This window comes from Cryobacterium fucosi (assembly GCF_004403515.1).
GTDB lineage: Bacteria > Actinomycetota > Actinomycetes > Actinomycetales > Microbacteriaceae > Cryobacterium > Cryobacterium fucosi.
This window is the reverse complement of sequence record NZ_SOHH01000106.1, coordinates 1-26952: the sequence shown is the minus strand read 5'-3', so window position 1 is coordinate 26952 and position 26952 is coordinate 1. Positions and strand designations below refer to the sequence as shown.

Sequence of the window (26952 nt, the reverse complement as noted above, 5' to 3'; positions counted from 1 at the left end):
ACATCAGGCTTGTTCGACCGCTGGGATATCGACCATGACATTCGACCTCATTGCTCAGCTCGACCCGCACTTCGAGAAGGTGACCCGGGCGCGCGGTCTTCTCGGTGCTCCTCAGGTGCTGGTGACCGCTCCTGGACTGCGCTATCAGTTCGGCGACCCACTCGCCCCCTTCCACGCAGCGAGCATCGGGAAGGTCGCCACCGCGGTTCTCGTGATGCAGCTCGTCGAGTCGGGCACCCTCTCGCTGGAGAGCCCCCTGACGACGCTGCTGCCGGCCAACGAACTCACACACCTCTTCTCCGGCGACGGCTCCTCACGCGCCACCGTGCATCAGCTCCTCACCCATACCGCCGGTGTCGCCGACTATTTCGCCGGGCCCGTGCGCACCGGCCCATCCTTCATGCGCCTCGTGGTCGACGAGCCGGAGCGCGTCTGGAGCCCCGCCGACCTGCTGGATTTCAGCCGCCACCACCAGTCTCCCGTCGCGGCACCCGGCGCCCGGTTCTCCTATTCCGATACCGGCTACGTGCTCCTGGGGCGCATCCTGGAGGAGCTGACCGGGCAGCCTTTCCACGATCTCCTGCACGAGCGGATCTTCACCCCGCTCGATCTGGCCAACAGCTGGCTGGTGTCACGCTCGGCGCCGGCCGACCCCAACACTCCGGAGCTCGCGCCCTTCTGGCTCGACAGGGTCGAGGCGAGCCGTTTCGCCAGCGTGAGCTGCGACTGGGCGGGTGGCGGCATCGCGGCGACTCCCGCGAACCTTGTCACCCTGAGCGAAGCCCTCCACAACGGTGCGCTCCTGGCGCCCGAGTCGCTGGCCTATCTCTCAGAGATGCGGCACCGTTTCCGTGCCGGAATCCACTACGGCGCCGGGTTCATGGAGCTGCGCTTCGAGGGCTTCTTCTTCGCCCTGCGGGGCCTCCCGCGGCCGCTCGGCCACATCGGGGTTCTCGGCACCCACATGTTCTATGACCCCCGGCACGACGCACACGTCGTCCTGAACTTTCATTCGACCCGGGAGATGGTGCGGAGTTTCAAGTCGCTGATCCGGATCGAACAGGCCCTGGGCCGAGCGTCCGCCGGCTGAGCGTCTGGCTGGCCGGGCCTTTGGCGCGCCCGGCGTCTGGCACGCCGAGCGTCTGGCAAAATGGACGGGGTCCCGCACCGGCGGGATCGAAGGAAGGCCAGACATGACCATCATCGCCGCCGCCGACGGCTCCGCCCTCGGCAACCCCGGCCCCGCCGGATGGGCGTGGTACGTCAACGACTTCTGCTGGGCGGCAGGCGGGTGGGAGCACGCCACCAACAACCAGGGCGAGCTCAAGGCCGTACTGGAACTGTTCCGGGCGACCGCGCACCTGGACGACGACCTCCTTGTGCTCTGCGACAGCCAGTACGTGATCAACTCGGTGACGAAGTGGATGCGCGGCTGGAAGGCGAAGGGCTGGCGCAAGGCCGACGGCAAGCCCGTGCTCAACCTCGAGCTCCTCCAGGAGATCGACGCCGAGCTGGTCGGCCGCCGGTACCGGTTCGAATGGGTCAAGGGGCACGCGAACCATCCGCTGAACGAAGCGGCAGATTCGCGGGCGCGGGCGGTGTCCGAGGCATTCCAACGCGGCAAGCCCATTCAGGCGGGACCCGGCTGGGTGCGGACCGGCGACGACACGGCAGCGCCGCGGACGGCGCCAACCCGGCGGGCAGCGACAGCGACCGCGCCGGTCGCCACGGCATCCTCCCGCCCGAACCACCCCGAGCTGTTCTCGTTCGGGACCAAGGCCGATCCCGGTGCCGACACAGTCCGCACGGATGCCGCGGGGCACACCATCTCACTGGCGCTGTCGCAGGACGAACACGCGCGCCTCTCCGATCGCGCCGGCCGGCTCGGCATCACCGCCGAAGAGCTGCTGCGCACACTGATCTAGTACCTGGGTCGGTGGCCGAGCCGGTGAGCGCGGTCTCGACAAGCTCGACCACCGGTGGTGGTCGAGCCGGTGAGCGCGGTCTCGACAAGCTCGACCACCGGTGGTGGTCGAGCCGGTGAGCGCGGTCTCGACAAGCTCGACCACCGGTGACTGCGGGAGGGGTGGCGGGCGGGAGCTCGGGCCACACTGCGCGCCGCATCCGTCGGCCTAAATTTGAAACACCCGCACCGCCGTGAAACGGGTACGGGTGTTCCGTACCCTCGGTTTCTGTAGACAACCTTTCGAGCCTACGTCGGAGCGGGGGCTCCCAAAAAATCGGCGAAGAATAGCCGACGGTGCGCGCCGGCAGGAACGCCCACTTCGGGTGACACGGGCTTGTGCTATCCATGACACATGACGCGATTCCTCGGAGTGGATCTGGCTTGGGCCGAAGGCACGCCCACGAAACCGGCCAACGAAACCGGCCTGGCCTGCATCGACGAAGACGGCCACATCCTCGACGCCGGCTGGGCCAGGGGCACCGCGGCCGTGCTCGACTGGATCGATTCGATGTGGGAGCCGGGCGCCGTGCTCGCGATCGACGCCCCGCTGGTCGTCAACAACCCCACCGGGATGCGGCTGTGCGAGCGCGAGACCGGCAGCCGTTACGGCGGCTGGTTCGTCTCCGCGAACGCCTCCAATCTGGCCCGCCCCTGGCAGGGCGGAGTGTCGATCCGCCGCCGGCTCGAGGCATCCGGCTGGACCTACACCGACGGCCTGTCGCCGGTCGACCCGGCCGCCGCCAGTTTCTTCGAGTGCTACCCGTACACGACGTTGGTCGGCGCCGAGGAGTTCGGCTACGACGACAAACGACCGCGCTACAAGCGGATGGGGTCGTCCCTCCCTCCCGACCAGCGCCGCGCCGCGAGGGCGATCGTGTGCGACGACCTCATTCAGCGGCTCTGGCAGCTCCAGGCTGCGACGCCGCCCCTCGACCTGTCCACCCACCCGGCATCGGATGCCCTCGTCACCACCCATTCGCCGCTCCCCGACCGGGCGTACAAGCACCGGGAAGACCTGATCGACGCCCTCGTCAGCGCCTGGACCGCGTCGCTCTGGTGGCACCATGGCACCGAGCGCAGTCAGGTGCTCGGCGCAGACGACCAGGCCTCCACCGACGGGCACCGGGCCACGATCATCGCGCCCGCCAGGCCGGAACAGCGCCGGGTCCGGATGCGCTGAAGCACGAGTGTTGAGCCGCCGCCCCACGACGGGGCGTCAGCGCACGGGGCGTCAGCGCACGGGGCGTCAGCGCACGGGGCGCACGACGTGCGGGGCGACCCCGGGCTTCACCGCGCCGATGGTCAGTTCGATCCGGAACGAGGGCATGCTGCCAGCGTAGGCTCAACTGGCCTGGGCCGAGTCGGCCTGCCCCTCGGCCGGAAACCTAACCTCGACCCTGGTCCTGTCGGCGAGCTCATCGCCGGCCGAATTCTGCACCGCGATGATCACGACGCTGGGCGCCCGACCGAGCCGGTCAAGCACCTGGCCGATCTCGATCTCCGAGTATGGGTCGTCGACATCGAGCACCTCCGGGCGCAAGCCGAACAAGGACTCCGCCTCGTCGATCAGCAGCACCGCCCCCCGGTGCTCGGCCTGCTCGAACAGTTCGGTGAGATTGCGCTCGGTTTCGTCCATGTCCCGGCTGACGATCGAGTCGAGCGGCACGGTCACGAGGGGCTTGCCCAGCTCCTGCGCCACGGATGCCGCCGCAACGGCCTTCGCCGCCGCATCCGTGCCGCTGAACACGGCGATCGCTCCCGCCCCGGCGAGCTGCACGACGTCGTGCACCGTGCCGACCACGGCGACCCGTTCGGCCGCGTCGAGGGTGAAGGAAGCCATCACCCCGAAGGACAACCGCAGCGGCGCCCCGGACGCCTGCCAGAGAGAGGTGAGCACCTCGACGGTCAGGGGCGACGGGGTGAGCCAGACCTGGAGGCTGTCTGCCGAGCCGACCGGCACCGTGAGCACGGGGTGCCGCTCGATCGCGGCCCTCGCGGCGCCGAAGGCCCGGTGGCTGCCGGCATCCGCGTCCCCGTCGTCCGCGGGGAAGGCGCTGACCAGGTAGTGCAGCTCGGCGATGACCCGGCTCGGGCCCTGCTGGGCGCTGGCCTCGCGGTAGCTGATCAGGCTGTCGCCGTAGAGGAACAGGTTCACCGATGCCCCGGTCAGGCCCGTCGTGGCCGCGCCGGGCGCCCGGGCGGTGGCCTGCAACCCGACCGGCGGAGAGGCCAGAAGCTGCTGGAGCGCGATGGTGGTCGATGCGATCGCCTGGCCGTAGTTTGTCAGTGACGACATGACGACTCCGTATTCTGGCCGCGGTGAGCCCGCACCCAGTGTCACGGTACTCCGGCGAGGGTTCAAGGTCGACCCTTTCTACATCACGCTGTCCAGGAATGCCCTCGTGCGCGGGCTCTGCGGGTTCTCGAGGACCTCGGCCGGCGGCCCCGATTCGACCACGACTCCACCGTCCATGAACACCACAACGTCGGCCGCGCCCCTGGCGAAGCCGATTTCGTGGGTCACGACGACCATGGTCATTCCGTCCGCGGCGAGGGTGCGCATCACGTCCAGCACGTCGCCGACGAGCTCCGGATCCAGGGCGCTGGTCGGCTCGTCGAAGAGGAGCAGCTGGGGATCCATCGCGAGCGCGCGGGCGATCGCGACGCGCTGCTGCTGCCCGCCGGACAGCTGGGCCGGATACGACTGGGCCAGGCTGGCCAGGCCCACCCGGTCGAGCAATTCGAGGCCCCGGTCCTTCGCCCTCTGCCTGGAGATCCGGCGCACGCCGATCGGCGCGGCCGTGATGTTCTCGAGGGCGGTCATGTGCGGGAACAGGTTGAACCGTTGGAAGACCATGCCGATCCCCCGACGCTGCCTGGCCACCTCACGCGAGTTCATCTCGAAGATGCGATCCCCCCGCTGGGCGTAGCCGACGAGCTCTCCGCCGACCGAGATCCGGCCGCCGTCGATTCGCTCAAGGTGGTTGATGCAGCGCAGGAACGTGGACTTTCCCGAACCGGACGGACCGAGCAGGCACATGACCTGGCCGGGGTTCACGGCGAGCGAGATGCCCTTCAGCACCTCTACCCCGCCGTAGCTCTTGCGCACCTTGAGCGCGCTGAGCAGCGGTTCGACCGTGGTGTGGGTGGCGGTGGGAGTGGAGATCGCCTGGCCTGCGCCGGTCATGGGGCGTCCTGACTGTCGGTGCGGTGGGTGTTGATCGGGGTGTGCCGGAGGACCGCGCGGAGACGTTGGAACGGGGTCGGCGGGAGGCTCCTGGCCTTGCCGCGGCCGTAGTAGCGCTCGAGGTAGTACTGCGGGATCGACAGCACGGAGGTGAGGAACAGGTACCAGCAGCTGACGACGAGCAGGAGCTCGACCTGGCGCAGGTTCTGCGAGGAGATCTGGGTGGCGACCGTGTAGAGCTCGAGCACGGCGATGACCGACAGCAGGGAGGTGTTCTTGAGCATCGAGATCGTCTCGTTGCCCATCGGCGGGATGATCACCCGCATCGCCTGTGGCAGAACCACCTTGAACAGGGTGAAGACCGGGCTCATCCCCACCGAATAGGCGGCCTCATACTGGCCCTCGTCCACCGAGAGCATGCCGGAGCGCACGATCTCCGCCGAGTAGGCGGCCTGGTTGAGGGTGAGGGCGAGGAGCCCGGCGGTGAGGGCCGGGATCAGCGTGTTCGTGTCGATCGAGAAGATCGTGAAATCGGTGAACGGGATGCCCATCGAGATCTGCGAGTAGAGCAGCCCGAGGTAGCCCCAGAACACGATCTGGATCAGCAAGGGGGTGCCGCGGAACGCCCAGACGTACAGCCAGGCCAGGGTGTTCATCACCGGGTTGTTCGAGAGCCTCATCACGGCCAGCAGCACCCCGAGCACGGTGGACACGAGCATGGCGACGACCGTGAGCACGACCGTCAGCACGACGCCGCTGAGGATCCGGGGGTTGAAGATGAACTCGGTGATGGTGGGGTGGTCGATGTTCTCGTTCTGCCAGAGCGAGATGCCCAGGCTCACGAAACCGATCAGCAGGAAGACGGCGAGGATCCACCGCCACGGATGCCGGAGCGGCACGGCGACGATGTCGTCCGGGTCGATCTCGAGCGCCGGGCCGGCGGGTGCCGGGCCTGGGCCGGTCAGGGTTGCCTGCGGCATCCGGTCACGTGCCGAGGTTGAGGCCGGCAGCGTCGACGGCGTAATCGCCCATGTCGTACTTCTTCAGGATCTCCGCATAGGACCCGTCGGCCACGACCGCCTGCAGTGCGAGCAGCAGCGCCTGGCTCAGCCCCGAGTCCTTCTTGAGCACGCCGATGCCCGTGTAGACCGGGTTGTACCCGGCCGGATTCGCCGGGTCGCGCACGACCTCGAACATCGTCCCTCCGCCCGCGGTCTGGGCCGCATAGGAGGCGACGGCCGAATCGACGACATCGGCGACGGCCTTCCCTGAGCGCACCGCCGTCTGCACGTCGGTCTCCAGCGGCAGCTCGGCGATCTTCATCGGGCCGGGGCCGGCCGCCGTACATTCGGCGTCGTAACCACGCAGGATCTCGGCCTGCACGGTGGCCTTCTGCACAGCGACATCCTTGCCGCAGAGGTCCAGCACCGTGGCAATCTTGCCCGGGTTGCCGGCGGGCACGAGGATGGAGAATCCGGCATGGAGGTAGTCGACGAAATCGATCGTCTTCTGGCGCTCCGGGGTGTCGTTCATCCCCGACATGATCACGTCGTGCTTGCCGGACTGAAGCGAGGGAATGATGCTGTCGAAGCTCTGGGTCTGCAGGTCCATCGTCACGCCGAGCTTGGCGCCCATCGCCTGCGCGAGGTCGTAGTCGAAACCGGTGAGGTTCTGGTTGTCGTCGAACATCTCCATCGGCGGGAACGGGATGTCGGAGGCGACTTTGATGGTGCCTGCCTCCTTGTACCTGGCCGGCAACGCCGCCGCAGCAGCAGCGTCGACGTCGGCGGGGGACGGCGCCTTCGCCGCGGGGGCCGTGCCGGCGGCGGAGCACGCCGATAGCACGAGCGCCGCGGTGACCCCGATCGAGGCTGCCAGCAGAACAGGCCGGCGGGTTCGTTTGTCAAAGTTCATTGGTGCTCTCCTGACTGGGGTGGCGCGGGGGTGGGACGAAGGTGTGGTGGGGGGAGCCGGTCAGAAGGCGATGTCGGTCCTGGCCGTCGTGACGTCGGCGAGCACGTCGGGCAGCACGTCGACGCCGATGCCGGGGCCGCTGGGCACCCGCAGGTGACCGTCCTCGAGCGCGAACGGCGCGGTCAGGTCCTGCGCGTAGTAGCGGTTCGAGGCGGAGGTGTCCCCCGGCAGCACGAAATTCGGCAGGGCGGCCAGCGCGACGTTCGCAGCCCGCCCGATGCCGGTTTCGAGCATGCCGCCGCACCAGACCGGAACCCCGTGGGCCGCCGCGACGTCGTGGATGCGCCTGGCCTCGAGGTAGCCGCCGACCCGGGCCGGCTTCACATTGATGATGCTGCACGCGCCGAGGGTGATCGCCGCGGCCGCGTCGCGGGCGGACTCGATCGATTCGTCGAGGCAGATCGGAGTCGTGATCAGCCTGGCGAGGGCGGCGTGGCCGAGGAGGTCGTCCTCCTTCAGTGGCTGTTCCATCAGGAGCAGGTCGAAGGGGTCGAGACGGGCGAGGTGGCGGGCATCCGCGAGGCTGTAGGCGGTGTTGGCGTCGACCTGCAAGAGGATGTCGTCACCGAAGCGCTCACGCACGGCGCGCACGGGCACCAGGTCCCAGCCCGGTTCGATCTTCAGTTTGATCCGCAGGTAGCCCTCGGCGAGGTAGCCCGCGACCGCGTCGAGCAGTTCGTCCAGTGAATCCATGATGCCCACCGACACTCCCGCCGGCACGGTGTCATGCACGGCGCCGAGGTACTGGCCGAAAGACACCCCGGTCTCCTTGAGCTGGGCGTCGAGAATGGCGGTCTCGAGCACCGCCTTGGCCATCGGGTGTCCCTTGACCGGGGCGAGGGCCGTGGCCACGTGTTCGGCGGTGAGCCTGTCGCCGAGCGCTTGCAGCCGCGGCACGAGGTGGTCACGGATGACGAGGTCTGCTCCGTCGAGGAACTCGGAGCTGTAGAGGGGGTCGGGTTCGGCGGCGCATTCAGCCCAGCCCTCGGCGGTGGCGGTGCTGACCCGCACGAGGGTGGTCTCGCGTTCCGTCGAGGTGCCGAACGAGGTGCGGAACGGACTGACCAGCGGGAGCGTGACCCGGCGCAGTTCGATGTTTTCGATTCTCATTGCTGTCCTTTGGTTGCGAGCCGGTACCAGCCGGATCGGGTGACCCCGTGGGCGGCGAGCCCGGAGGCGAATGCCGTTGTGAAGAGTGCTCGGGTCGCGGCCCGCCAGGCGCGGGCCTCGCCGGGTCGCCCGACCCGCAGCGCGACGATGTCGGTCGGCACGCGGCACCAGGTGGACCCGGCGGCCAGGGCCACGCTGGGGTGGCCGTCCGGGCCGGTGCCGCGCACCTGGTCCGGCGTGAAGGCCGGCAACGCGATGGCCACGGGGAGGCCCGTGCTGCAGTCGATCGCCTCCCTGCTCGTCAGCGGCCAGATCGCCACGAGCCGGTCGCTCTCGTCGTTCGCGTTGATCTCGTCCGCCATCGGGCCGTAGAAGTCATCGAGGTATTCCTCCGCCTGCGCGCCCAGTTTCGTCAGGTTGAACCGGGCGTTCCTGCTCACCAGCGGGTCGAAGGTCCAGGTCATCGTCTCGATTCCGCGGGCGAGCGCCCAGGCTCGCTGGTACTGCTTGAGTGCGAAACCGACGCCGGCGTCGCCCAGGCCAGGCAGGACCCCGGCGATGAGCGAATACATCCCGGCGGTACCCGGCGACACGATCGCCACGGCGGCCCCGCAGAGAACCCCGCCCGCGGTGTACGCAGCCGTGACGTTGCACCCGGCATGACTGATGCTCCTGAGCAGGTCCGTCGGGATCGGGGCGCCGTGCTGCGAGGTGCCCCACACCGTGACGAGCAGAGCCTCGACCTCGCGAAGACGCTCCAGCTCGGACTCGTCGCCCACCCGCACCCCGGCGAGGACAGCCGCACGCGCCGCGGCGTCCTGCGCCTGGCGGACGACGGGGCTGACTTCGAGGCTCTGCAACATTGTTCCAGTGTGGCCAAGTGGAACGCCGGTGTCGTCGTCGTGCAGCATGAAGAATATGTTTTTTTATTGTCGTGCAGCACAATTATCGACTACGGTGATCGATATGCGACCGCCCGTGACACCCCACGCCACGGCTGCGGCCGGTGCCGCCGCGCCGGATGCCCCGGCCGGCATCGGTGTGGCAGAGCTGCTGGCGGTGCTCGACGGGTCGGGGCTGCGGCTGGCCTCCCGGGAGAGCGCGCTTCGGTTGCCCTTGACCAGCCCGACCCTGTTCGATCCGTTGAGCGTCTCGCGCGGCCCGCGCGACGGCATCCTGCTGGGAATCGGGGTGCACCCCACCGATGCGGACTCGCCGCGGATCGTGCGCGACGCCGCCCGCCGTGGGTTCGGCGCGGTCATCGTGAAGTCGCTCGGCCTGAGCGTGGAGACCCTCGCCGCGGTGGCGGACGCCGAGGGCATGGCCCTGCTGGTGGTGGACGACGAACTCGACTGGCGCCAGGTGGACGCCCTGCTCAACTCCGCGCTGACGAGTGCGAGCGAGGCCGACAGCTCCCTCTCGGCTACCCCGGTCGGCGACCTGTTCGCGCTGGCGAACGCGATCGCCGCGATGATCGGAGGCGCAACCGCGATCGAAGACCTCCAGACGCACATCTTGGCCTACTCGACCGTGCCGGGGCAGATCATCGACGCCGATCGGCGCGAGGGGATCCTCGGCCGCCGGGTGCCTGACCTGCCGGAGAACGCGGCCCAGTACGCGTCGGTGTTCCGCGCGGCGGGCGCCGTGCGGGTGCCGGGGCTCCCGCCGGGCCTCGACCGCCTCGCGGTCGCCGTTCGCGCCGGCGCCCAGCCGCTCGGATCGATCTGGGTCGTCGACGCGGCCGGCGATCTCGACACGGATGCCGAGCGCGCGCTGGAACGGGCCTCCGACATGGCCGCCCTGCACCTGCTCAGAGCCCGGAGCACCGCTGACCTGGCGCGCCAGCAGCGCGCCGAACTGTTGCGGCGCCTGCTCGAGGGCGGGGACGACTCGCGCCTCTTGGCCACCCAGCTGGGCCTCGACCCGGCCGGACCGTTCGTGGTGCTCGCCTTCCTGCCCGAGCTCGCCTCGACGGGCGACGAGCTCCGTCTGCTCAGGCTGATCGACCTGATCGCCATCCAGTGCGAGGCACACCAGCCGGGCTCGGAATGCGTCGTCATCGGCACCACGGTCTACGCTCTGTTCGCCGGGCAGGCCGGGTCTGCACCGGCCGGCGTCGAGGCCGTCGCGGAGCGGGTGGTTGCGCGGGCCGGGTCCGCGTTCGGGATCACGGTGCGCGCCTCGGTCGGGTCGTCGGTGCCAACCCTCGGCGGCATCGCACGGTCGCGTCACGACGCCGATCTGGTGCTGCTCCTGGCTGCCGGGCGTCCGGACACCGGCCGACCGGGCACCGGCCGGGTCGCGAGCGCGCGGGATGCCCGCAGCCAGTTGACGCTGCTGGAGTTGGCCCAGGTCTTCCGGGACACGCCCCGGCTGGGCTCGCCCGCGGCCACGCGCATCCTCGAACTGGATGCCGCCACCGGTACCGAATACGCGCGCACGCTGCGCACCTACCTGGACTGCTCCCGGGATTCCGCCGTGACGGCCGGCCTGCTCTCGGTGCACCAGAACACGCTCCGGTACCGGTTGCGCCGGGCCCGCGAGCTGTTCGGCGTCGACCTCGGCGATCCGGACGACACCCTCATCCTGTGGCTCAGCCTCCGCGTCGCCGAATTCGACTGATCACCGAGCTGGACTGAGCACCGAGCTGGACTGAGCCGCGGGTCCGGCGGCGCGCCCGTTTCCGCAGCCCGCACACGCCGACGCGGCCGCGGCGTGCGGAAACGGGCGCGGCCATCACGTTCGGGACTGGTCGCGGCACGACGGGGCGCGGCTAGCGAACGGATGCCGATCGAAGTAGCGTCGTGAGCAGGCATCCGTCAATGGAGAGGAGCCGACCATGTTCTATCCGGACGATCTCGACCAGCTTCCCGAACTCCCCGACCCTGGCCCGCGCGACGGGCACCACGGCGTCGATCGCGATCCTGACTACGACCCGTATCCGCAGCTCCACTCCGGCACCGGCCGGCTCCTGCCTCTGACCGTTTCGGTGCCCGATGCACGATGGCACCTCGGCGTGCTGGTGGACCGGGTGGTCGCCGGCGAGGAGATCGTGCTCACCCGGCGAGGGAAGCCGGTCGCCCGCATCGTGCCGTTCGCGTAAGGTTTTTTCGGCGCGCTGTCCTGGGCCTCAAATGTCCGAACAGCGGGGCACCTCGAGCGGCGCGAGGGTCACCACTCCGTGCGCGAGCGCTCCTGGTCGACGACCGCATCCCGGTCGACGAGACGGCGCAGGCCGGCGAGAGGTTGCGCCATTCGGTGATTGCCCCGGATGCGTGGCTCCACCCGGTCGAGGAAGGCCCAGTAGCCGGCCGTGAACGGGCAGGCATCCTCGCCCAGCCGCTTTCTGGGATTGAAGGTGCAGGAACCGCAGTAGTCGCTCATCTTCGAGATATAGGCGCCCCCGGAGGCATAGGGTTTGGTGGCGACGATCCCTCCGTCGGCGTGCTGGGACATCCCCACCACGTTGGCGGGCATCACCCAGGGAGTGCCGTCGACGAAGGAGTTGGTGAACCACTCGGTCAGTTCGGCCGGCCGGTAGCCGCGCTGCAGCGCCCAATTGCCGAGAACCATCAGGCGCTGGATGTGATGTGCGTAGCCGGTGCGGCCGACCTCGTCGAGCACGTGGCTCAGACACCGTGCCCGCACGTCCCGACCGTCGAGTTCGAGGAACTCCCTGGGCAGAGGCTTCTGCGCATCGAGGTGGTTGCTGCGCCGCACGTAGTCCTCCCCGAGGTGCCAGTACAGGTGCCAGGCCCAGTCCCGCCAGCCCATGATCTGCCGCACCACGGCCTCCACGCTCTGCAGCGGGGCTCCCCCGGCTTCATAGGCGGCGACCACGGCATCGATCACCTCGCGCGGATGCAGCAGCCCCAGATTGAGCGGAACGCTCAGCCGCGAATGGGCCATGGCGTCATCGCCGATCAGCGAAGCATCCTCAAAAGGTCCGAAATCACCCAGCCGGGTCTCGACGAAGTCGGCGAGCGCCGTCAGGGCTTCGGCTCGGGTCGCCGCGAACCGGCGGGGGCCGTCCTGCCCGATCAGACGGATGCGCCCCTCCGCCTGCAGGCGGTCGAGGTCGGCGCGAACCTCTTCGTCGATGTCGTCCTCGACCGGGCGGTACGGATCTGGCAGGCCGAGGCCCGACGCCCCCTTGGGCGGCGGCTGGCGGTTGTCGTGATCGAAGTTGAAGCGGCCGCCCTCAGGGTCAGGGCCGCGCATCAGCAGGCCCGTGCTGGTGCGCACCTGCCGGTAGAACTGGTCCATGACCAACCGGGACGGGGGTCGACCCTGGGCCCAGGCCGCGAAGTCTTCCTCGCTCGTGACGAAGCCGCGGCTGGGCAGCACTCGCGCGCCGAGCTCGCGCACAAGCGCCCGCGCACCCCACGAAGTGGGATCAACGACTTCGAGATCGCGCCCGGCCAGCACGTCTCGATAGTGCTCGGCGTGGAGATACTCGACCCGGTCGCCCAGTTCCCTGACTCGGTGACGGAGGGCGCTGAGGATCAGGTGCGCCTTGGCCCGGTGGTACGGGCGCCGCCCAAGCACGCCGACCGCTTCCACCATGAGCAGCGGACCGCCGTCGTCGAAGTGCGGGCCGAGCTGGTCGGCAAACAGAAAACGGGACAGCGGCATGGTTCCGATCCTAGATCGGCGGGGCCCGCAGCGTTCGCGCCGGCCCGGGTTCCGGCCGATGCCCAGCCGCCTCGGTTTCGGGGCCGACGCCCAGCCGGCCCGGGTTAGCCTTCCTCCATGGGCAGGTTCGTGGACAGCTGGCGGTCACACCTTCTGGTGACGTTCTCCGGCAACGGTGACGGCCGGCCGAGATGGGTCGAGAAGATCGAACTCGGCGACGATGCCGGCTTCTTCGGGCCGAACTCGGCATCCTGGGCCGTGCACGGCGGGATGGCGACGCTGGTAGCCGGCATCCGTGCCCTGCTGATGCAGACTCTGCACCCGGGTGCGATGGCCGGCGTGCACGACTGGTCCCGGTACAGGGAGGACCCGCTCGGCCGGCTCTCGGGAACCATTCAGTGGCTGGTCACGGTCACCTTCGGCGACACCGCGCTGGCCGAACTCGAGTCCTCCCGGGTCGGCCGCTTCCACGACCGGGTCACCGGAACCTACCGCGACGCCCAGGGCATCGAGCGCCCCTACGCCGCCGGGGACCCCGATCTGCTGGCCTGGGTGCACATCGTGTTCACCGACGCGTTCCTCCAGTCGCACACCATCTGGGGCGGCGCGATCCCGGGCGGGGCCGACGGCTACGTGCGCGAGTGGGCCAAGGCGGGCGAGCTCGTCGGGGTGCAGAACCCGCCCCGGTCGCGCCTGGAGCTGCAGCAACAGCTGGATGCGTTCCGGGATGCCGGCACCCTCAAGAGCGACGAGCGCGTCGCCGAGGCGGTGCGCTTCATCCGCAACCCGCCGCTCCGCCCGGCGATGATGCCCTTCTACCGGGTCATGTTCGCCGGCGCGGTGGCCTCGATCCCCCGCGAATACCGGGACCTGCTCGGCGTGCGTCGCTCCCTGCTCCCGGTCGTCTGGGCCACCGGCGCCGTGCTCGGCCTGGTGCGTTTTCTCCTCGGCCGGTCCTCGACCTCAGAGGATGCCGCCCGGGCCCGGCTCGCCCGGCTCGCCGCAGCGGCCTAGGAGCAAGGCGATCGCAGTGGACCCGTGGAGAGCCCGGCCATCCGGGAGTAGCTGCCAGGCCACGCAGCCGGCGGCAAGGCGATCAGGGAGAGAATCGAGCCAGGTCGTCCCGTCAGTTCACCAGCGTGGCATCTCCCGAAAGGACTGAGGGATCTCGATCTCGGGCACGGACCACTCCGGCTCGCCCATCCCTGAGTGTATCCACCACGGGCGATAGGGTCGTGCACACCGGGGTTCGGATCTGAAATTGCATAGGAGGCCTGCGAGGTGCTCTTCTGGGTCTTCCTTCTCAGCGGGCTGACAGCGCGCTATGTCCTGCGAAGGCAGCTGCTCAGCACCGGCCTGCTGGTGGCCGTCCCCCTCGTCGACCTGATCCTGCTGGTTGCCAGCATCCTCGATCTCCGCGCCGGAGGAGTCGCAACGGTGGCGCATTCACTCGCCGCCATTTATCTGGGCGTATCGGTCGGTTTCGGACATCGGATCATCACCTGGGCCGACGCTCGCTTCGCCCATCGGTTCGCCAACGGACCCGTCCCGACTCCGAAACCTCGATTCGGCCAGTCACGGGCGATCTACGAACGACGCGGCTGGTATCACCATCTGCTGGCCTGGGGCCTGGGCGTGGGCCCTATGATGCTGGCCGTTTGGTGGATCGGTGAGCCCTCGCGCACTGCACAGTTCCTTGCGACTGCCCGGATCTGGACTGTAGTCCTGGTCATCGACGCAATCGGCTCCTTCAGCTACACCGCTCTTCCCCGCACGTCGCCTGAGCGCCCGGCGACGCTGGATCAGTGAGTGACACGTAAGTCGCCGATGAGAGTGATGGTGTCCGTCGGGGTCGGAAATCGCGGCGAGCCTGGTGAGCATGGCCCCTTCAAAGAACCGCGACGTCGAGGCGGAGAAGGTTCGCGCAACTGACGGAGGGCAGCGTCTATCCCGCGCTTACCCGTCTGGAGTCGTCCGGGTTGCTGGCTTCGCGCCTGGTGCGCTCGACCTCGGGACCGGCACGCAAGTACTACCTCCTCACAGCCGTCGGCCAGGCTGAAGCATTTCGCGCCCTGAAGGCCTGGACCACGCTCACTACCAACGTCGACTACATCCTGAAGACAAGGAGTTGCTCTTGAACATTCTCGACCGCGCCCGAATCAGCGGCACCACCCCCGCGACATGGCGTGGGCAGCGAACGTCCCGAACCCCAGCCGCCCGCGTTGGACCGTCGGTTTGACGCTTGGCCTCTGTCTCGCGGCTTTCTGTGTGTTCGCCGAATTTCTCGCGGGGCTGAGCTGGCTCGACGGCGCCATCGCAGCGGCTTGCCGCAAAGCCTTGGCGGCTGCTCGTCCGTCACGCCGCGTCGCAGCCCAGATGACCGGGTGCAAGCGGTCGCGGTCCGCACGCGTCGGGAGGGTCTTGACTCTCCGATGAAGCGGATGCCGCGTGCCCGGCTCCTTCCGCGACGATTGACTTAACCCGTCCCGGTGAAGCAAGGTCGTGCTGTGAGACCTGACAACGCGATGCCGCCATCCGTTCTGCGTTACGCCGCCTTCGCTGCCACGCCCGGGGGCGGCAATCCGGCAGGGATTGTGTTGCACGCGGGCGCACTGTCGGCCCCCGAGATGCAGCGCATCGCGGCCGACGTCGGCTATTCCGAAACCGCGTTCGTCACCGAACGGAACATTTCCGGGAACGCGCGCCACCTGAGCATCCGCTTCTTCTCCCCGGATGCGGAGGTCCCGTTCTGCGGACATGCGACCATCGCCACCGCGGTCGCCCTTGCCGTGCGCGAAGGAAGCGGCGCATTCGAATTCGAGACCCCGGTCGGTCCGATCGTGATCAAGACTCGCGTTGTCGACGGCGGCATCACCGCGTCGTTCACCAGCGTCGAGCCGAGGATGGCCGCACTGGAGTCGGCTGCCGAGGACGCCCTGTTCTCCCTACTCGGGCTCGCCCCGAGCGATCGGGATGCGCGGTATCCGCTGCTGTCGGCGTACGCCGGAAACTGGCACCCCATTCTGGTGCTGCGCGACCGGGCCACGTTCGACGGATTCGCATTCGATCCGGGCGGCATCCGCACCCTGATGGACGCCCAGGGCTGGCGCGGTACCGTGTCTGTGCTGCACGCCATCACGCCCACCGTTTTCGAGGCCCGCAACCTGTTTCCGGTCGGCACCGTCACCGAGGACCCGGCCACGGGCTCGGCGGCCGCGTCGCTCGGCGGCTATCTGCGCGCCACCGGGTCCGTGGCCGTGCCCACTCAAGTGGACGTGCGTCAGGGCGCGCACGTCGGCCGGCCGAGCCTGCTTAGAGTGGAGATTCCGGTCACCGGGGGCATTGTCGTGAGCGGGACCGCAACCGAGATCGCCTGACCCGGCGGGCACGGGCGGGCGCGATCGGACTGACCCGGCCGCGCACCGGTCAGGCCGACCCTGGGCCCGACAAAGTCGGCGACATCTGCGCTCGCCGACGACCATTCCGGAAGACTCCGGCGGCGGCGAGGGAGGCCAGGGACAGGAGCGCGGCCGCGATCCCGGCGACGACGGCATCCGGTCGCACGATCGACTGGCCGGCGATGGCCTGACCGGTGAGCAGGGCGAGGATGCCGAGGTAGGCCAAGGCCACGATCCAGACCAGACCGAGTCTCACCCTGGCGTCGCGCAGCAGTCCGACCCGCCGGGCCAGGACCTCGATCAGCAGTGCGATCAGCGGGATCACCTGAAGGGCGTGCATGCCGACGAAGTGCGGGATGCGCAGATCGCCGGCCACGGTGCTCCAGCCCAGCAGGGGCAGGCCAGGTCCGCCGTCCGCGATTCCGACGGTGTGTGCTCCGGCGATGCCCTGAAAGCTGTCGAGCTGGGCCGCGGTCGGTGCGGTCATCAGGAAGGCCAGGCCCATTCCGACCACGGCGATGAGCGCGCCGGCCCGAATGGCGAGGGACCTGGCCGGGTCACCGAGATCGGCCCGGAAGAGCAGGAACGCGAGGATCAGGGTGGCCAGCCAGACCACGACGATCGCGGACGCCATCACCGACCACAGGCCCGATGCGAGCGGGGTCGAGACGTTGAAGTGACTGGTCACACCGACCCACGCGGCGCCGACGATGATCATCATCTCGACGGCCAGCCCCGCCATCGCCGCAGTGCCGATCCACCAGGCAAGGCGACGCCGGCGGAGAAGCGGAAGCAGCCATGCCAGAGTGATCGAATATATCAGCACGCTGATCGAGAATTTGAGCGGCTTGGCCCAGATCGGGGCGCCGGCGAGGGTGCGCGGATCGACGAGGAGGCCGATCAGGCAGACGACGACAAGGCCCGCCATGGCCAGGGACATCCAGAGCAGGGGACGATGCCAGACGAGCGGATCGAGGATCGCCCGGCGTAAACGCTGAGCCGGGTCAGCAGGCACGGGAAGGATGCCGGCCGGCACGGGGCTCGGCGGGGACGACGGGGACGACGGACGGGACATGGTCACTCCTCAGACCTAGTTGTTTCGCTGGGACGGGTTCGTGGGACGGGTTCGTGAGACGATTTTGGGGCGTGCGGTGTGTTTTTACAGTTCAGACTCGGGCGGGGCCGCGTACCGGAGCGAGGACACGTGCTCCTGGGCGGCCCGGCGCAGGCCGGAGAACAGGGTGTCGCCGAGCACCGTGCCCACAACGACGATTTCCGCCTTGGCCGCCCGCTCGACGCGGGCGTCGAGTTCGTCGATGTCGGCCTCGGCCGCGAGCAGGGCGGCGGCGGCGTAGCGCCGGAACCAGCCGGCGGCGTCGACCTGGCCGATTCCCGTGAAGGTGTCGAAGACCCGGGCCGCGGCGAGGCGACCGGGGTTGTCGGCCGAAACGTGCCATCCCGTCATCAGGGTGTCGACGTGAGTGAGGGCATCCGTGGTCACGGTCTCGGGGTCGATCGGCTCAGACACCGAGTGCTGGGCGATCTCGAAGGTCTCCTGTAGTGGACGCTCGGAGTCGATGGCCTCGACTACCTGCCGGGCGGCGGCGACGCTGAGGCCGCCGACCTCGATCAGGGCACGGATAAGACGGATGCGGTCGAGGTGCGCGTCACCGTACAACGCCTGATTCGGGCCCGTGCGTTCTCCTGGCGGCAGCAGATTCTCCCGCTGGTAGAACTTGATCGTCGCGACCGGTACGCCGCTCCGGGAGCTGAGTTCGGCCATCTTCCATGCGGCCGTATCGCGTTCAATCATCGCCATGGTCAGGACACTTCCTGCGCGGCCTTCGCCCGATAGCCGTCGATCACGGCGGGCAGCGAGCGCTCCCAGGGCGTGGCTTGCACGCCGAGCAGGCGCCCGGTCTCGGCGGAGTCGACGATGAACGGCTGGTCGAACTGGTAGACCGAGTCGTTGGCCGCCCGGATGAACGGAACGAAGAAACCGAGCAGACCTAAGAACGCCGGACTCAGCGCCGTGACACTCCCCTTTTCACCCGTGAGCCGGTTCACCCGTTCGGCGAGCTCGGCGCGGGAGAGCGGCTCCGCCGCCGGCACGTGCCAGACCCAGCCCCACGGCCCGCGGTAGTCCGCGGCCGCGATGAGGGTGGCGACGATGTCCGGCAGGTAGCACCAGCTGTGCGGTTCGGTTGCGCTGCCAAAGATCCGGGCGGTCTTGCCTGCGAGCAGCGGCCCGAAGAAGGCCGAGCCGAGCTGAGAACTCTTACCGGCGCCCGGTCCGAAGTAGTCGCTCGCGCGCACCTCGACCACCTCGATCTCGCCCTGTGCCTGGGCGGCGAGGGCGAGCGCCCAGCCCTCGGCGCGCACCCGCCCCTTCGGCTCGGTCGGATGCTGCGGCATCGTTTCGGACATCGGCATCGCACTGCCCTCCCCGTAGCCGTAGAGGTTGCCCATCAGCACCAGCCGGGCCGAGGACCGGTGTGCCGCTTCGATCGCGGCGCGGTACATCGGCGGCCACAGTTCGGGCCAGCGGTGGTACTGGCGAGGACCGGTCGCGAGGAAGATCGTGGCGACGCCCGCGGCGGCGGCGGCCAGGGCATCCGGGTCGGACGCGTCGACCGTGAGCGCCGTCACACCGGGCACGATCGTACCGGAGCGAGTTGCGAGCCGGACCGTGTCGCCGCGCGCGACGAGTGCGCGGGCAAGGGCGTCCCCGATGAAGCCGGCGCCGACGACGAGTTGGATTGCCATGGGATTCTCCTCCGCGGACGACACGAGTGCCGCCCTACCGATAGTGAAACTTTCTGATATCGACAGTATCAGATAGTTCTACTATCGGATAGGAGGGATCGGCAGTCCGTCCGCGCTGTCGCGTGGCCAATTCAGGAAATCCGCCGGATTCCGGCCAGGATTTGGCCCCTGACCGGGATTGGCCCGCACATTTCCTGAATTGGCCACCGGATCGCGGCCGGACGGGCCTATAGACGGGCCTATAAAGAGGCGGCGGCTGGAGCGGTGGGGGCGAAGAAGGCGCCGATTGCCCGGGCGAGGGCGATCGGGTCGTTCACGTGGCACAGTTCCCGGGCCGAGTGCATGGAGAGCAACGGGATTCCGACGTCCACGGTGCGGATGCCGAGCCGGGTCGCCGTCAGCGGGCCGATCGTGGAGCCGCACGGCACGGTGTTGTTCGACACGAACTCCTGGTATTCCACCCCGGCCGCGGCACAGCTGCGGGCCCAAAGCGCCGCGCCCGCGGCATCCGTGGCGTAGCGCTGGGTCGCGTTGATCTTGAGCAGCGGCCCGCTCCCGGCGAGGGGGGTGTTCGCCGGGTCGTGCCTCTCCGGGTAGTTCGGGTGCACGGAGTGGCCCGCGTCGGCCGAGACGCACCACGAGTCGGCGTAGGCCCGCAGGCGCTGGCTGACGGATGCCCCGAGCCCGGCCCCGATCCGGGTCAGGATGTCGCCCAGCAGCGGTCCGCTCGCGCCCGAACGGGTCTCGGAACCGAGTTCCTCGTGGTCGAACGCGGCCAGCACGCTGATCTGCACGGAGCCGACCTGCCCGGAGCCGACCTGCCCGCCGATCTGCCCGGCGATCTGCCCGGAGCCGCCGGCCGCCAGGAGGGCGACGAGGCCGGCGTGCACCGAGGACAGGTTGTCCATCCGCCCGGCGGCGAACAGAGCGTCGTCCAGGCCGAACCGGGCCGGCGCCTGGCTGTCGGCCGTCAGCAGGTCGTAACCGGCGACATCCGCCCCCGCCAGCCCGGCCAGGCCGGCCAGATGCCCGATCAGGTCGGCCTGAGCGAGGTCGCCGACGCCGAAGACGGGGGTCAGGTGACGCTGGCGGTCGAGGGTGAGGCCGGTGTTCGCGTCCCGGTCGAGGTGGATCGCAAGCTGCGGGATCCGCAGGAACGGGCCGGTGCGCACGAGATGCTCGGTGCCGTCACGGGTGACGAGCCGGCCGGCGAACTCCAGCTCACGGTCGAGCCAGGAGTTCAGCAGCGGGCCGCCGTAGACCTCGACGCCCGCCTGCAACCAGCCGTGAGAACCGATGGTGGGCTTGGGCTTGAGCTTGAAACCGGGCGAGTCGGTGTGGGCGCCGAGGATCCGGAACGGCGTCGTCGGCCCCGCGCCGTCCGGCTGAACCCAGGCAATCACGGCGCCGTCGCGCACGACATAGCGCCGGCCGGGCGCCGCCGGCCACTCGTCCGACTCGCTCAGCCGGGTGAAACCGCCCTCATCCAGGCGCCGGGCCGCCTCCGCCGCAGCGTGGTAGGACGACGGGGACGCCGCGATGAACCGGGCGAAGTCGTCGATGTACGCTGTGGTCGAGGCCGCGGTGCCCCTGGGCGCTGTGTAGGTCATGGGTCAATCCAACCACCAGGACCGAAGGGCCTCCGCCAGCGGCAGTAGGCCAGGCGCCTCGAGAGGATAATTCGGGAAGGCGGCCCTCTCACGAGGGCGGTCACGCCACATGTTCGGTGTGGCGTCTTTCTATGCAGTTCTAGGAGTTCCCATGTCCGCACGATCCTGGCTCATCACCTCAGCTCTCACGGTGGCCGCCGTCACCCTTGTCGGCTGCGCCCAGCCCACGCCGGAGCCGAGCGTGACACCGGTGGCGGAGCCGGTGCACTGGTCGTACGACGGCGCGAGCGGCCCGGCATCGTGGGCGGAGCTGGACTCCAGCTTCGAGACCTGCGCGGTGGGCACCGACCAGTCCCCGATCGACCTGCCCGCGACCGTGCCCGCGCCGAGCACCAGCATCCGGCTGAGCGCGGAGGACGCGGACGGCGATGTGTTCGACACCGGCCACGCGGTGGAGTTCGAATCCGACGGCGAGGGCGAGACCCTGACCTTCGCCGGCGATGAGTACAGCCTGCAGCAGATGCACGCCCACGTGCCGTCGGAGCACACCGTGAACGGCCAGCCGGCGGCGGCCGAGCTGCACCTGGTGCACGCGGATGCGGACGGCAGGCTGCTGGTGCTCGGCATCCTCGTGACCGAGGGGCAGGCATCCGACGCCCTGATGCCGTTCATTGAGGCGGCCACGCATGTGGCTGACGAGGAGGACGTGACGATGGATGTCTCGGCTGTGCTGCCGCCGTCGCTGGAGAACTACGAGTACTCGGGCAGCCTGACCACGCCGCCGTGCACCGAGGACGTGCAGTGGGTCGTGATGAGCACGCCGATCTCGATGTCGGCGGAGCAGATCGGCACGCTCGAAGGCGCACATAGTCACAATGCGCGGCCGACGCAGCCGCTCGGGGACCGGGTCGTTGTCGGGGGAACCGCGGACCTCGACGTCGAGGACTAGCGCGCGCCTCCTAAGGCTGGCTGACGATTCTGGCAGGCTGGACGCATGTCTCGTGCTGCCTAGTCGTTGTCCCGGGACTCGACGTTCGTCTGCAGGGTGGCGCGCGCGAACGCGGCACCGCCCGGGGTGATCGTCCAGTGCGTGTAGTCGTTCGGGGTGCGGGCGAATACGCCGAGCTGGTTGAGCAGCCGCCACTTGGGCGCGACCAGGGCCATCGCCACATGGCTGGACAGCTGGGCGCCGTCGGGGGCCACCCAGCCCAGGGTCTCCAGGCCGAGGGCGAGCATCTGGGTGAACAGTTCCGCCTCGTCGAAGCCGCGCCGGGCGATGAGCACGAGCAGCAGGTTGATCGCGTCGCTTTCGGCCGGGTTCCGGCTGACGTGGATGGTGCGCGCGAGATGCCACCACAGCTCCCGCGGTGCCTCGGCGAGCGCCCGGCCACGGCTCGTCAGCAGTAGCACGCCCTTGCTGACCCGAAGCAGTCCGACCGCCCGCAGGTGCCCCCGCAACTCGGCCAGCGGGAGCAGGTTGGACTCCCGGTTCACCCCGGGCGACCAGTCCCAGTCGAGTTCGGCCGACGCGGCGGCCACGACGGCGGGCGGCAGATGGCCGGCCCGGGTGAGGCGGATGCCGTCGGCCCCCACCCGGCGGAGGATCCACTGCACCTGGCCGAGCATCCGCGTCATCGCCCGCTCGGGGAGGAGGATCGAGTCGGTGACGCGGGCCTCGGCGACCACCAGCCGGAAACCGGCGATGGCATCCGGGTGCATCCGGGTCTCGATTTCCTGAATCACCTTCACGCTGCGAGCCTAGCGACGCTCGGCCGAGGGGAGGGGCGACGCCCCGGCGCACCGGTTCCTCCCGTAGCCTTGGTGCATGGCCAGAAGCATCGCAACCACCACCGTCGTCGACCTGGACGGCATGCTCGATTTCGTGCGGCCCCGGCACCGGATGCTGCTGGCCACAACGCGCGCCGACGGCCGCCCGCAGATCTCGCCCGTGTCCGGCGGGGTCGACCCGGCCGGGAGGATCGTGATCTCCTCGTACCCGGCCAGGGCCAAGACCCGCAACGCCGAACGGGACGTGCGGGCATCCGTTCTCGTGCTTTCGGATGACTGGGACGGCGGCTGGATCCAGGTCGACGGTGACGCCGAGGTGCGGCACATGCCTGAGGCGGCCGACGGTCTGGTCGAGTACTTCCGTTGCATCGCCGGCGAGCACTCGGACTGGGCGGAGTACCGCGCGGCGATGGCGCTGCAGGACAAGTCGCTGATCCGGATCACGCCCACCAGGTGGAGCCCGATCGGCACCGGTGGCTTCCCGGCCGACGTGGCCGCCCGCCTCGACGCGCTCTAACGGGCTCGCCCGCGCGTTCCGCGGCCTCGCGGCATCGCGGCCTCGCGGCATCGCGGCCTCGCGGCATCGCGGCATCGCGGCCTCGCGGCGCACCTTGCGGAACGCGGCGCAGGTTCTATCGTGCGCCCGCTTCCCGAAGGTGCGCCACGACGGGTCCTCACCACGCATACGGCTCGGAACTCACCCCGCGGCACCCGAACGGCACGCGCGTTTTGGGGCGCACTGTCACCCGCGTCTGCAAGGCTGGGCCGATGACCGACACCCGCGCCGACGCCCTCGAGATCCTGCGCACCCTGGTCGGGCGCGACGACGCCGCCTTCCACGAGGGACAGTTCGAGGCGATCGCGACCCTGGTCGACGCGCGCAAACGCGCGCTCGTGGTGCAGCGCACCGGTTGGGGAAAGTCGGCCGTCTACTTCGTGGCGACGTTGCTGCTGCGCCGACAGGGCGCGGGCCCGACCATCCTGGTCTCACCCCTGCTCGCCCTGATGCGCGACCAGGTGGCCGCGGCCGCCCGCGCCGGCGTGCGCGCGGTGTCGATCAACTCCTCCAACGCCCACGAGTGGGCCGAGGTGCTGCAGAAGCTCCGGGACGACGAGGTCGACGTGCTGCTGGTGTCGCCCGAACGGTTGAACAACCCGTCCTTCCGCGACGAGCAACTCCCCACGCTGATCGCCCGGGTCGGGCTGCTCGTGGTCGATGAGGCGCATTGCATCTCCGACTGGGGGCACGACTTCCGCCCGGACTATCGACGCCTGCGCGACCTGATCGCCGAGATGCCGGCGGGCGTTCCGGTGCTGGCCACCACCGCGACTGCGAACAGCAGGGTCGTGACGGATGTCGCGGAGCAGGTCGGGGTCTCGACAGGCTCGACCACCGGAGGCGGGGTCTCGACAGGCTCGACCACCGGAGGCTCGACCACCGGAGGCGGGGTCTCGACAGGCTCGACCACCGGAGGCTCGACCACCGGGGGCACGGAGGTCGTCACCATCCGCGGCCCGCTCGCCCGGGCCTCCCTGCGGCTCGGCGTGCTCCGGCTCCCCGACTCCCGCGCCCGGCTGGCCTGGCTGCTCAGCCACCTGGACGAGCTGCCCGGCAGCGGCATCATCTACACGCTCACCGTCTCCGCGGCCGAGGACACCGCCCGGATGTTGCGGGAGGCCGGGCATCCGGTGCGGGCATACACCGGGCAGACCGACACGGCCGAGCGGGAGGAATCCGAAGGCATGCTCAAGCGCAACGAGGTGAAGGCCCTCGTCGCCACCAGCGCCCTCGGGATGGGCTTCGACAAGCCCGACCTCGGCTTCGTGCTGCATCTCGGCGCGCCCAGTTCCCCGGTGGCCTACTACCAGCAGGTCGGCCGTGCGGGCCGTGCCACCGCGAACGCCGACGTGCTCCTGCTGCCGGGGGTCGAGGACGAGGCCATCTGGCAGTACTTCGCCACCGCGTCGATGCCGAGCCGGCACAAGGCGGAGGCGGTGCTCGGCGCGCTGGCCGCCCACGGCGGCACCCCGCTCTCCACGCCGGCCCTGGAGGCACGGGTCGACCTCAAACGTTCCCCGCTGGAGCTGCTGCTCAAGGTGCTCGACGTCGACGGCGCCGTGCACCGGGTCACGGGCGGCTGGGTCGCGACCGGGCAGCCCTGGGCCTACGACGAGGACCGGTATGAGCGCATCGCGGCGGCCCGGCTGAGCGAGCAGCAGGCGATGATCGAGTACGAACGCACCAGCGGTTGCCGGATGGAGTTCCTGCAGCGCGCCCTCGACGACGACACCGCCGTGGCCTGCGGCCGCTGCGACAACTGCACCGCGGCCTGGTACCCGTCGGGTGTCGCCGAAGAAGCCGCGGCAGCGGCCGCCGCGTCGCTCGACCGGGTCGGCGTCGCCCTCGAGCCCCGGGCCCAGTGGCCCATCGGGGTGGCGAGCCTCGGCGTCGACGTGCGCGGCAACATCCCCGTGGGCGAACGCCTCGGGGCCGGCCGCGCCCTCGCCCGGCTGACCGACCTCGGCTGGGGTGGCCCGCTGCGCGACCTGTTCGCGATCGACGCCCCGGATGCCCCCGCGAGTGCGACCATGATGGCCGCGTGTTTCCGTGTGCTGGCCGACTGGGGCTGGGACGAACGCCCGGCCGCGGTGGTCAGCGTCCCGTCGCGGCGGCATCCGCTGCTGGTCGACTCGGTCGCGCGGGCGCTCGCCGAGGCCGGTCGCCTGCCCTGGCTCGGTTCGCTTGACCTCGTCGGCGGCGGCCCGGTCGGCACCCCCGGCGGCAACAGCGCCTACCGGCTGTCGTCCGTCTGGGACAGGTTCGCGGTCGGGCCGGCACTCGCCGAGGCGCTGGCCCCCTTCGCCGGGCGGCCCGTTCTGCTCGTCGACGACCTCGCCGACAGCCGCTGGACCCTCACGGTGGCCGGTCGCCTGCTCCGCCGCCAGGGCGTGGCCGCGGTGCTACCGTTCGCGCTGGCGCTTCGTTCCTGACACGGCCCCGGCACGACCTTGACAACGGCCGGGCCTGCCCGCAGACTCGATCCACACCAATATTGCCTCTGAGACACTTTTAATTGCGTCAGAGTGCCACCGTTCGACTCAGAAGCAAGGAACCCCCATGGTCACTGGAGACTCTCCCATCGGTCCGGTCGACGCCAGTCTCGTCCCGCGCTACGCGGGGATCGCCACCTTCGCCCGGCTCCCCCGGCTCGAAGACGTCAAGCGCGCCGACATCGCCGTGGTCGGCGTGCCCTTCGACTCGGGCGTCAGCTACCGGCCGGGCGCCCGGTTCGGCCCGGCCCACGTGCGGGAGGCCTCCCGCCTGCTCCGCCCGTACAACCCGGTGCAGGACGTTGAGCCGTTCACCAGCCAGCAGGTCGTCGACGCCGGCGACATCGCCGCCAACCCGTTCAGCCTCACCGAGGCGGTCGCCCAGATCCAGGCCGCCGCGGCCGAGCTCTCCGCCGACGGCAAGCGCCTCGTCGTGATCGGCGGCGACCACACCATCGCCCTCCCGCTGCTGCGGGTCGTGGCCGAGCGGCACGGCCCGGTCGCGGTGCTGCACTTCGACGCGCACCTCGACACCTGGGACACCTACTTCGGCGCCCCGGTCACCCACGGCACCCCGTTCCGCCGGGCGTCCGAAGAGGGCCTGATCGACCTCACCGCGAGCCTGCACGTCGGCATCCGCGGGCCGCTCTACTCGCGCGACGACCTCCGCGATGACGAACGTCTCGGCTTCGCCATCATCGCCAGCCACGAGTTGGAGACCGAGGGGCTCCCCCGCGCGATCGAACGGATGCTGGCCCGCCTCGGCGACCGTCCCGTCTACCTGTCGATCGACATCGACGTGCTCGACCCGGCGCACGCGCCCGGCACGGGCACTCCGGAGGCCGGCGGCATGACCAGCCGGGAACTGCTCGCGATGATCCGCGCCCTGCGCGCCGTGAATCTGGTCGGCGCCGACGTCGTCGAGGTCGCCCCCGCCTACGACCACGCCCAGATCACCGCCGTCGCGGCCTCCCACGTTGCCTACGAGATCATCTCCGCGATGACGCCGTCTGCGTGATTTCGACAAGCTCAATCACCGGTGGTCGAGCTCAATCACCGGTGGTCGAGCCTGTCGAGACCGTGATTTCGACGAGCTCAATCACCGGCGGTCGAGCTCAATCACCGGCGGTCGAGCCTGTCGAGACCGTGATTTCGACAAGCTCAATCACCGGCGGACGAGCTCAATCACCGGCGGTCGAGCTCGATCACCGGGGACGAGCTCGATCACCGGTGGTCGAGCACCGGGGCGGGAGGTTAACGGACCACGTGCAGCCGGAACGGCAGCGGCTCGACGTCCTCCCCGTGCCGGCGGCCGTGGGAGCCGAGCACGGCCAGGCTCACCAGGTCGGGCCCGCCGAGCCCCGGCCAGCCGTGGACCAGGCGCCGCCAGGATTCCGGCACGGCCGCGAGTCCCCAGCGCGCGGCCAGGAGCGCACCGGCGGCCCCGGCCACCGCATCGGTGTCGCC

At 69.8% G+C, this 26952-nt stretch carries 25 protein-coding genes and 1 pseudogene; 13 read left to right on the top strand and 13 right to left on the bottom strand.

The features are described from left to right. Nucleotides 1–34: 34 nt before the first annotated feature. The 3 genes from E3T48_RS15145 (at nt 35) to E3T48_RS15135 (ending at nt 3146) form a co-directional block, all read left to right on the top strand. Entirely contained in the window at nt 35–1090 is a 1056-nt protein-coding gene (locus E3T48_RS15145) for a serine hydrolase domain-containing protein (protein WP_134524861.1), read from the top strand. 103 nt (nt 1091–1193) lie between these two features. Further along, a complete protein-coding gene (locus E3T48_RS17665; RefSeq protein WP_134524860.1) occupies nt 1194–1925 on the top strand; it encodes an RNase H family protein in 732 nt (243 codons plus the stop codon). 393 nt (nt 1926–2318) lie between these two features. After that, entirely contained in the window at nt 2319–3146 is an 828-nt protein-coding gene (locus E3T48_RS15135) for a DUF429 domain-containing protein (RefSeq protein WP_134524859.1), read from the top strand. A 162-nt stretch (nt 3147–3308) separates the two neighbouring features. Here the strand turns inward: E3T48_RS15135 and E3T48_RS15130 are convergent, their stop codons facing one another. From E3T48_RS15130 to E3T48_RS15105, 6 genes are all read right to left on the bottom strand, one after another. Next, a complete protein-coding gene (locus E3T48_RS15130) occupies nt 3309–4262 on the bottom strand; it encodes a Pvc16 family protein (protein WP_134524858.1) in 954 nt (317 codons plus the stop codon). Between the two features lie 78 nt (nt 4263–4340). Continuing rightward, nucleotides 4341–5153 (bottom strand): amino acid ABC transporter ATP-binding protein, encoded by an 813-nt coding sequence (locus E3T48_RS15125; RefSeq protein ID WP_134524857.1) that lies wholly within the window; start codon nt 5151–5153, stop codon nt 4341–4343. Beyond that, entirely contained in the window at nt 5150–6133 is a 984-nt protein-coding gene (locus E3T48_RS15120; protein WP_134524856.1) for an amino acid ABC transporter permease, read from the bottom strand. Before E3T48_RS15120 ends, E3T48_RS15125 begins: the two co-directional genes overlap by 4 nt. A gap of 4 nt (nt 6134–6137) precedes the next feature. After that, the gene (locus E3T48_RS15115; protein ID WP_134524855.1) at nt 6138–7067 is read right to left on the bottom strand and encodes an ABC transporter substrate-binding protein; all 930 of its coding nucleotides are present in this window, start codon (nt 7065–7067) and stop codon (nt 6138–6140) included. 60 nt (nt 7068–7127) lie between these two features. Then, on the bottom strand, nt 7128–8237 hold the full coding sequence (gene menC / locus E3T48_RS15110; RefSeq protein ID WP_134524854.1) for an o-succinylbenzoate synthase: 1110 nt from the start codon (nt 8235–8237) through the stop codon (nt 7128–7130). Then, the gene (locus E3T48_RS15105) at nt 8234–9100 is read right to left on the bottom strand and encodes a hypothetical protein (RefSeq protein ID WP_166789762.1); all 867 of its coding nucleotides are present in this window, start codon (nt 9098–9100) and stop codon (nt 8234–8236) included. Before E3T48_RS15105 ends, menC begins: the two co-directional genes overlap by 4 nt. Nucleotides 9101–9203: 103 nt before the next feature. Here E3T48_RS15105 and E3T48_RS15100 point away from each other — a divergent pair, with 103 nt between their 5' ends. After that, complete coding sequence (locus E3T48_RS15100) at nt 9204–10859, top strand: PucR family transcriptional regulator (protein ID WP_166789761.1); 1656 nt, start codon at nt 9204–9206, stop codon at nt 10857–10859. Nucleotides 10860–11076: 217 nt separating this feature from the next. After that, nucleotides 11077–11340, top strand: a complete 264-nt coding sequence (locus tag E3T48_RS15095; RefSeq protein WP_134524851.1) for a type II toxin-antitoxin system Phd/YefM family antitoxin — start codon at nt 11077–11079, stop codon at nt 11338–11340. 68 nt (nt 11341–11408) lie between these two features. On the opposite strand, the gene E3T48_RS15090 is transcribed toward E3T48_RS15095, so the two are convergent. Further along, nucleotides 11409–12872: a cryptochrome/photolyase family protein gene (locus E3T48_RS15090; RefSeq protein ID WP_134524850.1), complete on the bottom strand. Its 1464-nt coding sequence runs from the start codon at nt 12870–12872 to the stop codon at nt 11409–11411. Between the two features lie 117 nt (nt 12873–12989). On the opposite strand from E3T48_RS15090, the gene E3T48_RS15085 reads away from it, so the two are divergent. The 4 genes from E3T48_RS15085 (at nt 12990) to E3T48_RS15070 (ending at nt 16249) form a co-directional block, all read left to right on the top strand. Next, on the top strand, nt 12990–13886 hold the full coding sequence (locus tag E3T48_RS15085; protein ID WP_134524849.1) for an oxygenase MpaB family protein: 897 nt from the start codon (nt 12990–12992) through the stop codon (nt 13884–13886). Between the two features lie 267 nt (nt 13887–14153). After that, entirely contained in the window at nt 14154–14681 is a 528-nt protein-coding gene (locus E3T48_RS15080) for a hypothetical protein (RefSeq protein WP_134524848.1), read from the top strand. A gap of 119 nt (nt 14682–14800) precedes the next feature. Beyond that, a complete protein-coding gene (locus E3T48_RS15075) occupies nt 14801–15010 on the top strand; it encodes a PadR family transcriptional regulator (RefSeq protein ID WP_134524874.1) in 210 nt (69 codons plus the stop codon). A gap of 369 nt (nt 15011–15379) precedes the next feature. Beyond that, nucleotides 15380–16249 carry a PhzF family phenazine biosynthesis protein gene (locus E3T48_RS15070; RefSeq protein WP_338145248.1) on the top strand — a complete coding sequence of 290 codons (870 nt, stop codon included), beginning with the start codon at nt 15380–15382 and terminating at the stop codon, nt 16247–16249. A 49-nt stretch (nt 16250–16298) separates the two neighbouring features. On the opposite strand, the gene E3T48_RS15065 is transcribed toward E3T48_RS15070, so the two are convergent. The 4 genes from E3T48_RS15065 to E3T48_RS15050 form a co-directional block, all read right to left on the bottom strand. Continuing rightward, on the bottom strand, nt 16299–17345 hold the full coding sequence (locus E3T48_RS15065) for a hypothetical protein (protein ID WP_174844187.1): 1047 nt from the start codon (nt 17343–17345) through the stop codon (nt 16299–16301). An 84-nt stretch (nt 17346–17429) separates the two neighbouring features. Next, entirely contained in the window at nt 17430–18089 is a 660-nt protein-coding gene (locus E3T48_RS15060) for a MerR family transcriptional regulator (protein WP_241986852.1), read from the bottom strand. A gap of 2 nt (nt 18090–18091) precedes the next feature. Next, a complete protein-coding gene (locus E3T48_RS15055) occupies nt 18092–19036 on the bottom strand; it encodes an NAD-dependent epimerase/dehydratase family protein (protein WP_134524847.1) in 945 nt (314 codons plus the stop codon). Between the two features lie 239 nt (nt 19037–19275). Further along, nucleotides 19276–20646 carry a M18 family aminopeptidase gene (locus E3T48_RS15050; RefSeq protein WP_134524846.1) on the bottom strand — a complete coding sequence of 457 codons (1371 nt, stop codon included), beginning with the start codon at nt 20644–20646 and terminating at the stop codon, nt 19276–19278. 151 nt (nt 20647–20797) lie between these two features. Here E3T48_RS15050 and E3T48_RS15045 point away from each other — a divergent pair, with 151 nt between their 5' ends. Continuing rightward, a complete protein-coding gene (locus E3T48_RS15045; protein ID WP_166789760.1) occupies nt 20798–21595 on the top strand; it encodes a carbonic anhydrase in 798 nt (265 codons plus the stop codon). Nucleotides 21596–21654: 59 nt separating this feature from the next. Here E3T48_RS15045 and E3T48_RS15040 read toward each other — a convergent pair whose 3' ends face one another. Beyond that, complete coding sequence (locus E3T48_RS15040) at nt 21655–22395, bottom strand: hypothetical protein (RefSeq protein ID WP_134524844.1); 741 nt, start codon at nt 22393–22395, stop codon at nt 21655–21657. A gap of 76 nt (nt 22396–22471) precedes the next feature. On the opposite strand from E3T48_RS15040, the gene E3T48_RS15035 reads away from it, so the two are divergent. The 3 genes from E3T48_RS15035 to speB all read left to right on the top strand — a co-directional run bounded on the left by E3T48_RS15035 (nt 22472) and on the right by speB (nt 26503). Beyond that, nucleotides 22472–22951, top strand: a complete 480-nt coding sequence (locus E3T48_RS15035) for a PPOX class F420-dependent oxidoreductase (protein ID WP_134524843.1) — start codon at nt 22472–22474, stop codon at nt 22949–22951. A gap of 251 nt (nt 22952–23202) precedes the next feature. Beyond that, nucleotides 23203–25425 carry a RecQ family ATP-dependent DNA helicase gene (locus E3T48_RS15030; RefSeq protein WP_134524842.1) on the top strand — a complete coding sequence of 741 codons (2223 nt, stop codon included), beginning with the start codon at nt 23203–23205 and terminating at the stop codon, nt 25423–25425. A gap of 127 nt (nt 25426–25552) precedes the next feature. Then, nucleotides 25553–26503, top strand: a complete 951-nt coding sequence (gene speB, locus E3T48_RS15025; RefSeq protein ID WP_134524841.1) for an agmatinase — start codon at nt 25553–25555, stop codon at nt 26501–26503. 236 nt (nt 26504–26739) lie between these two features. On the opposite strand, the pseudogene E3T48_RS17020 reads toward speB, so the two are convergent. Beyond that, a pseudogene (locus tag E3T48_RS17020) lies at nt 26740–26952 on the bottom strand (hypothetical protein); the annotation flags it as partial.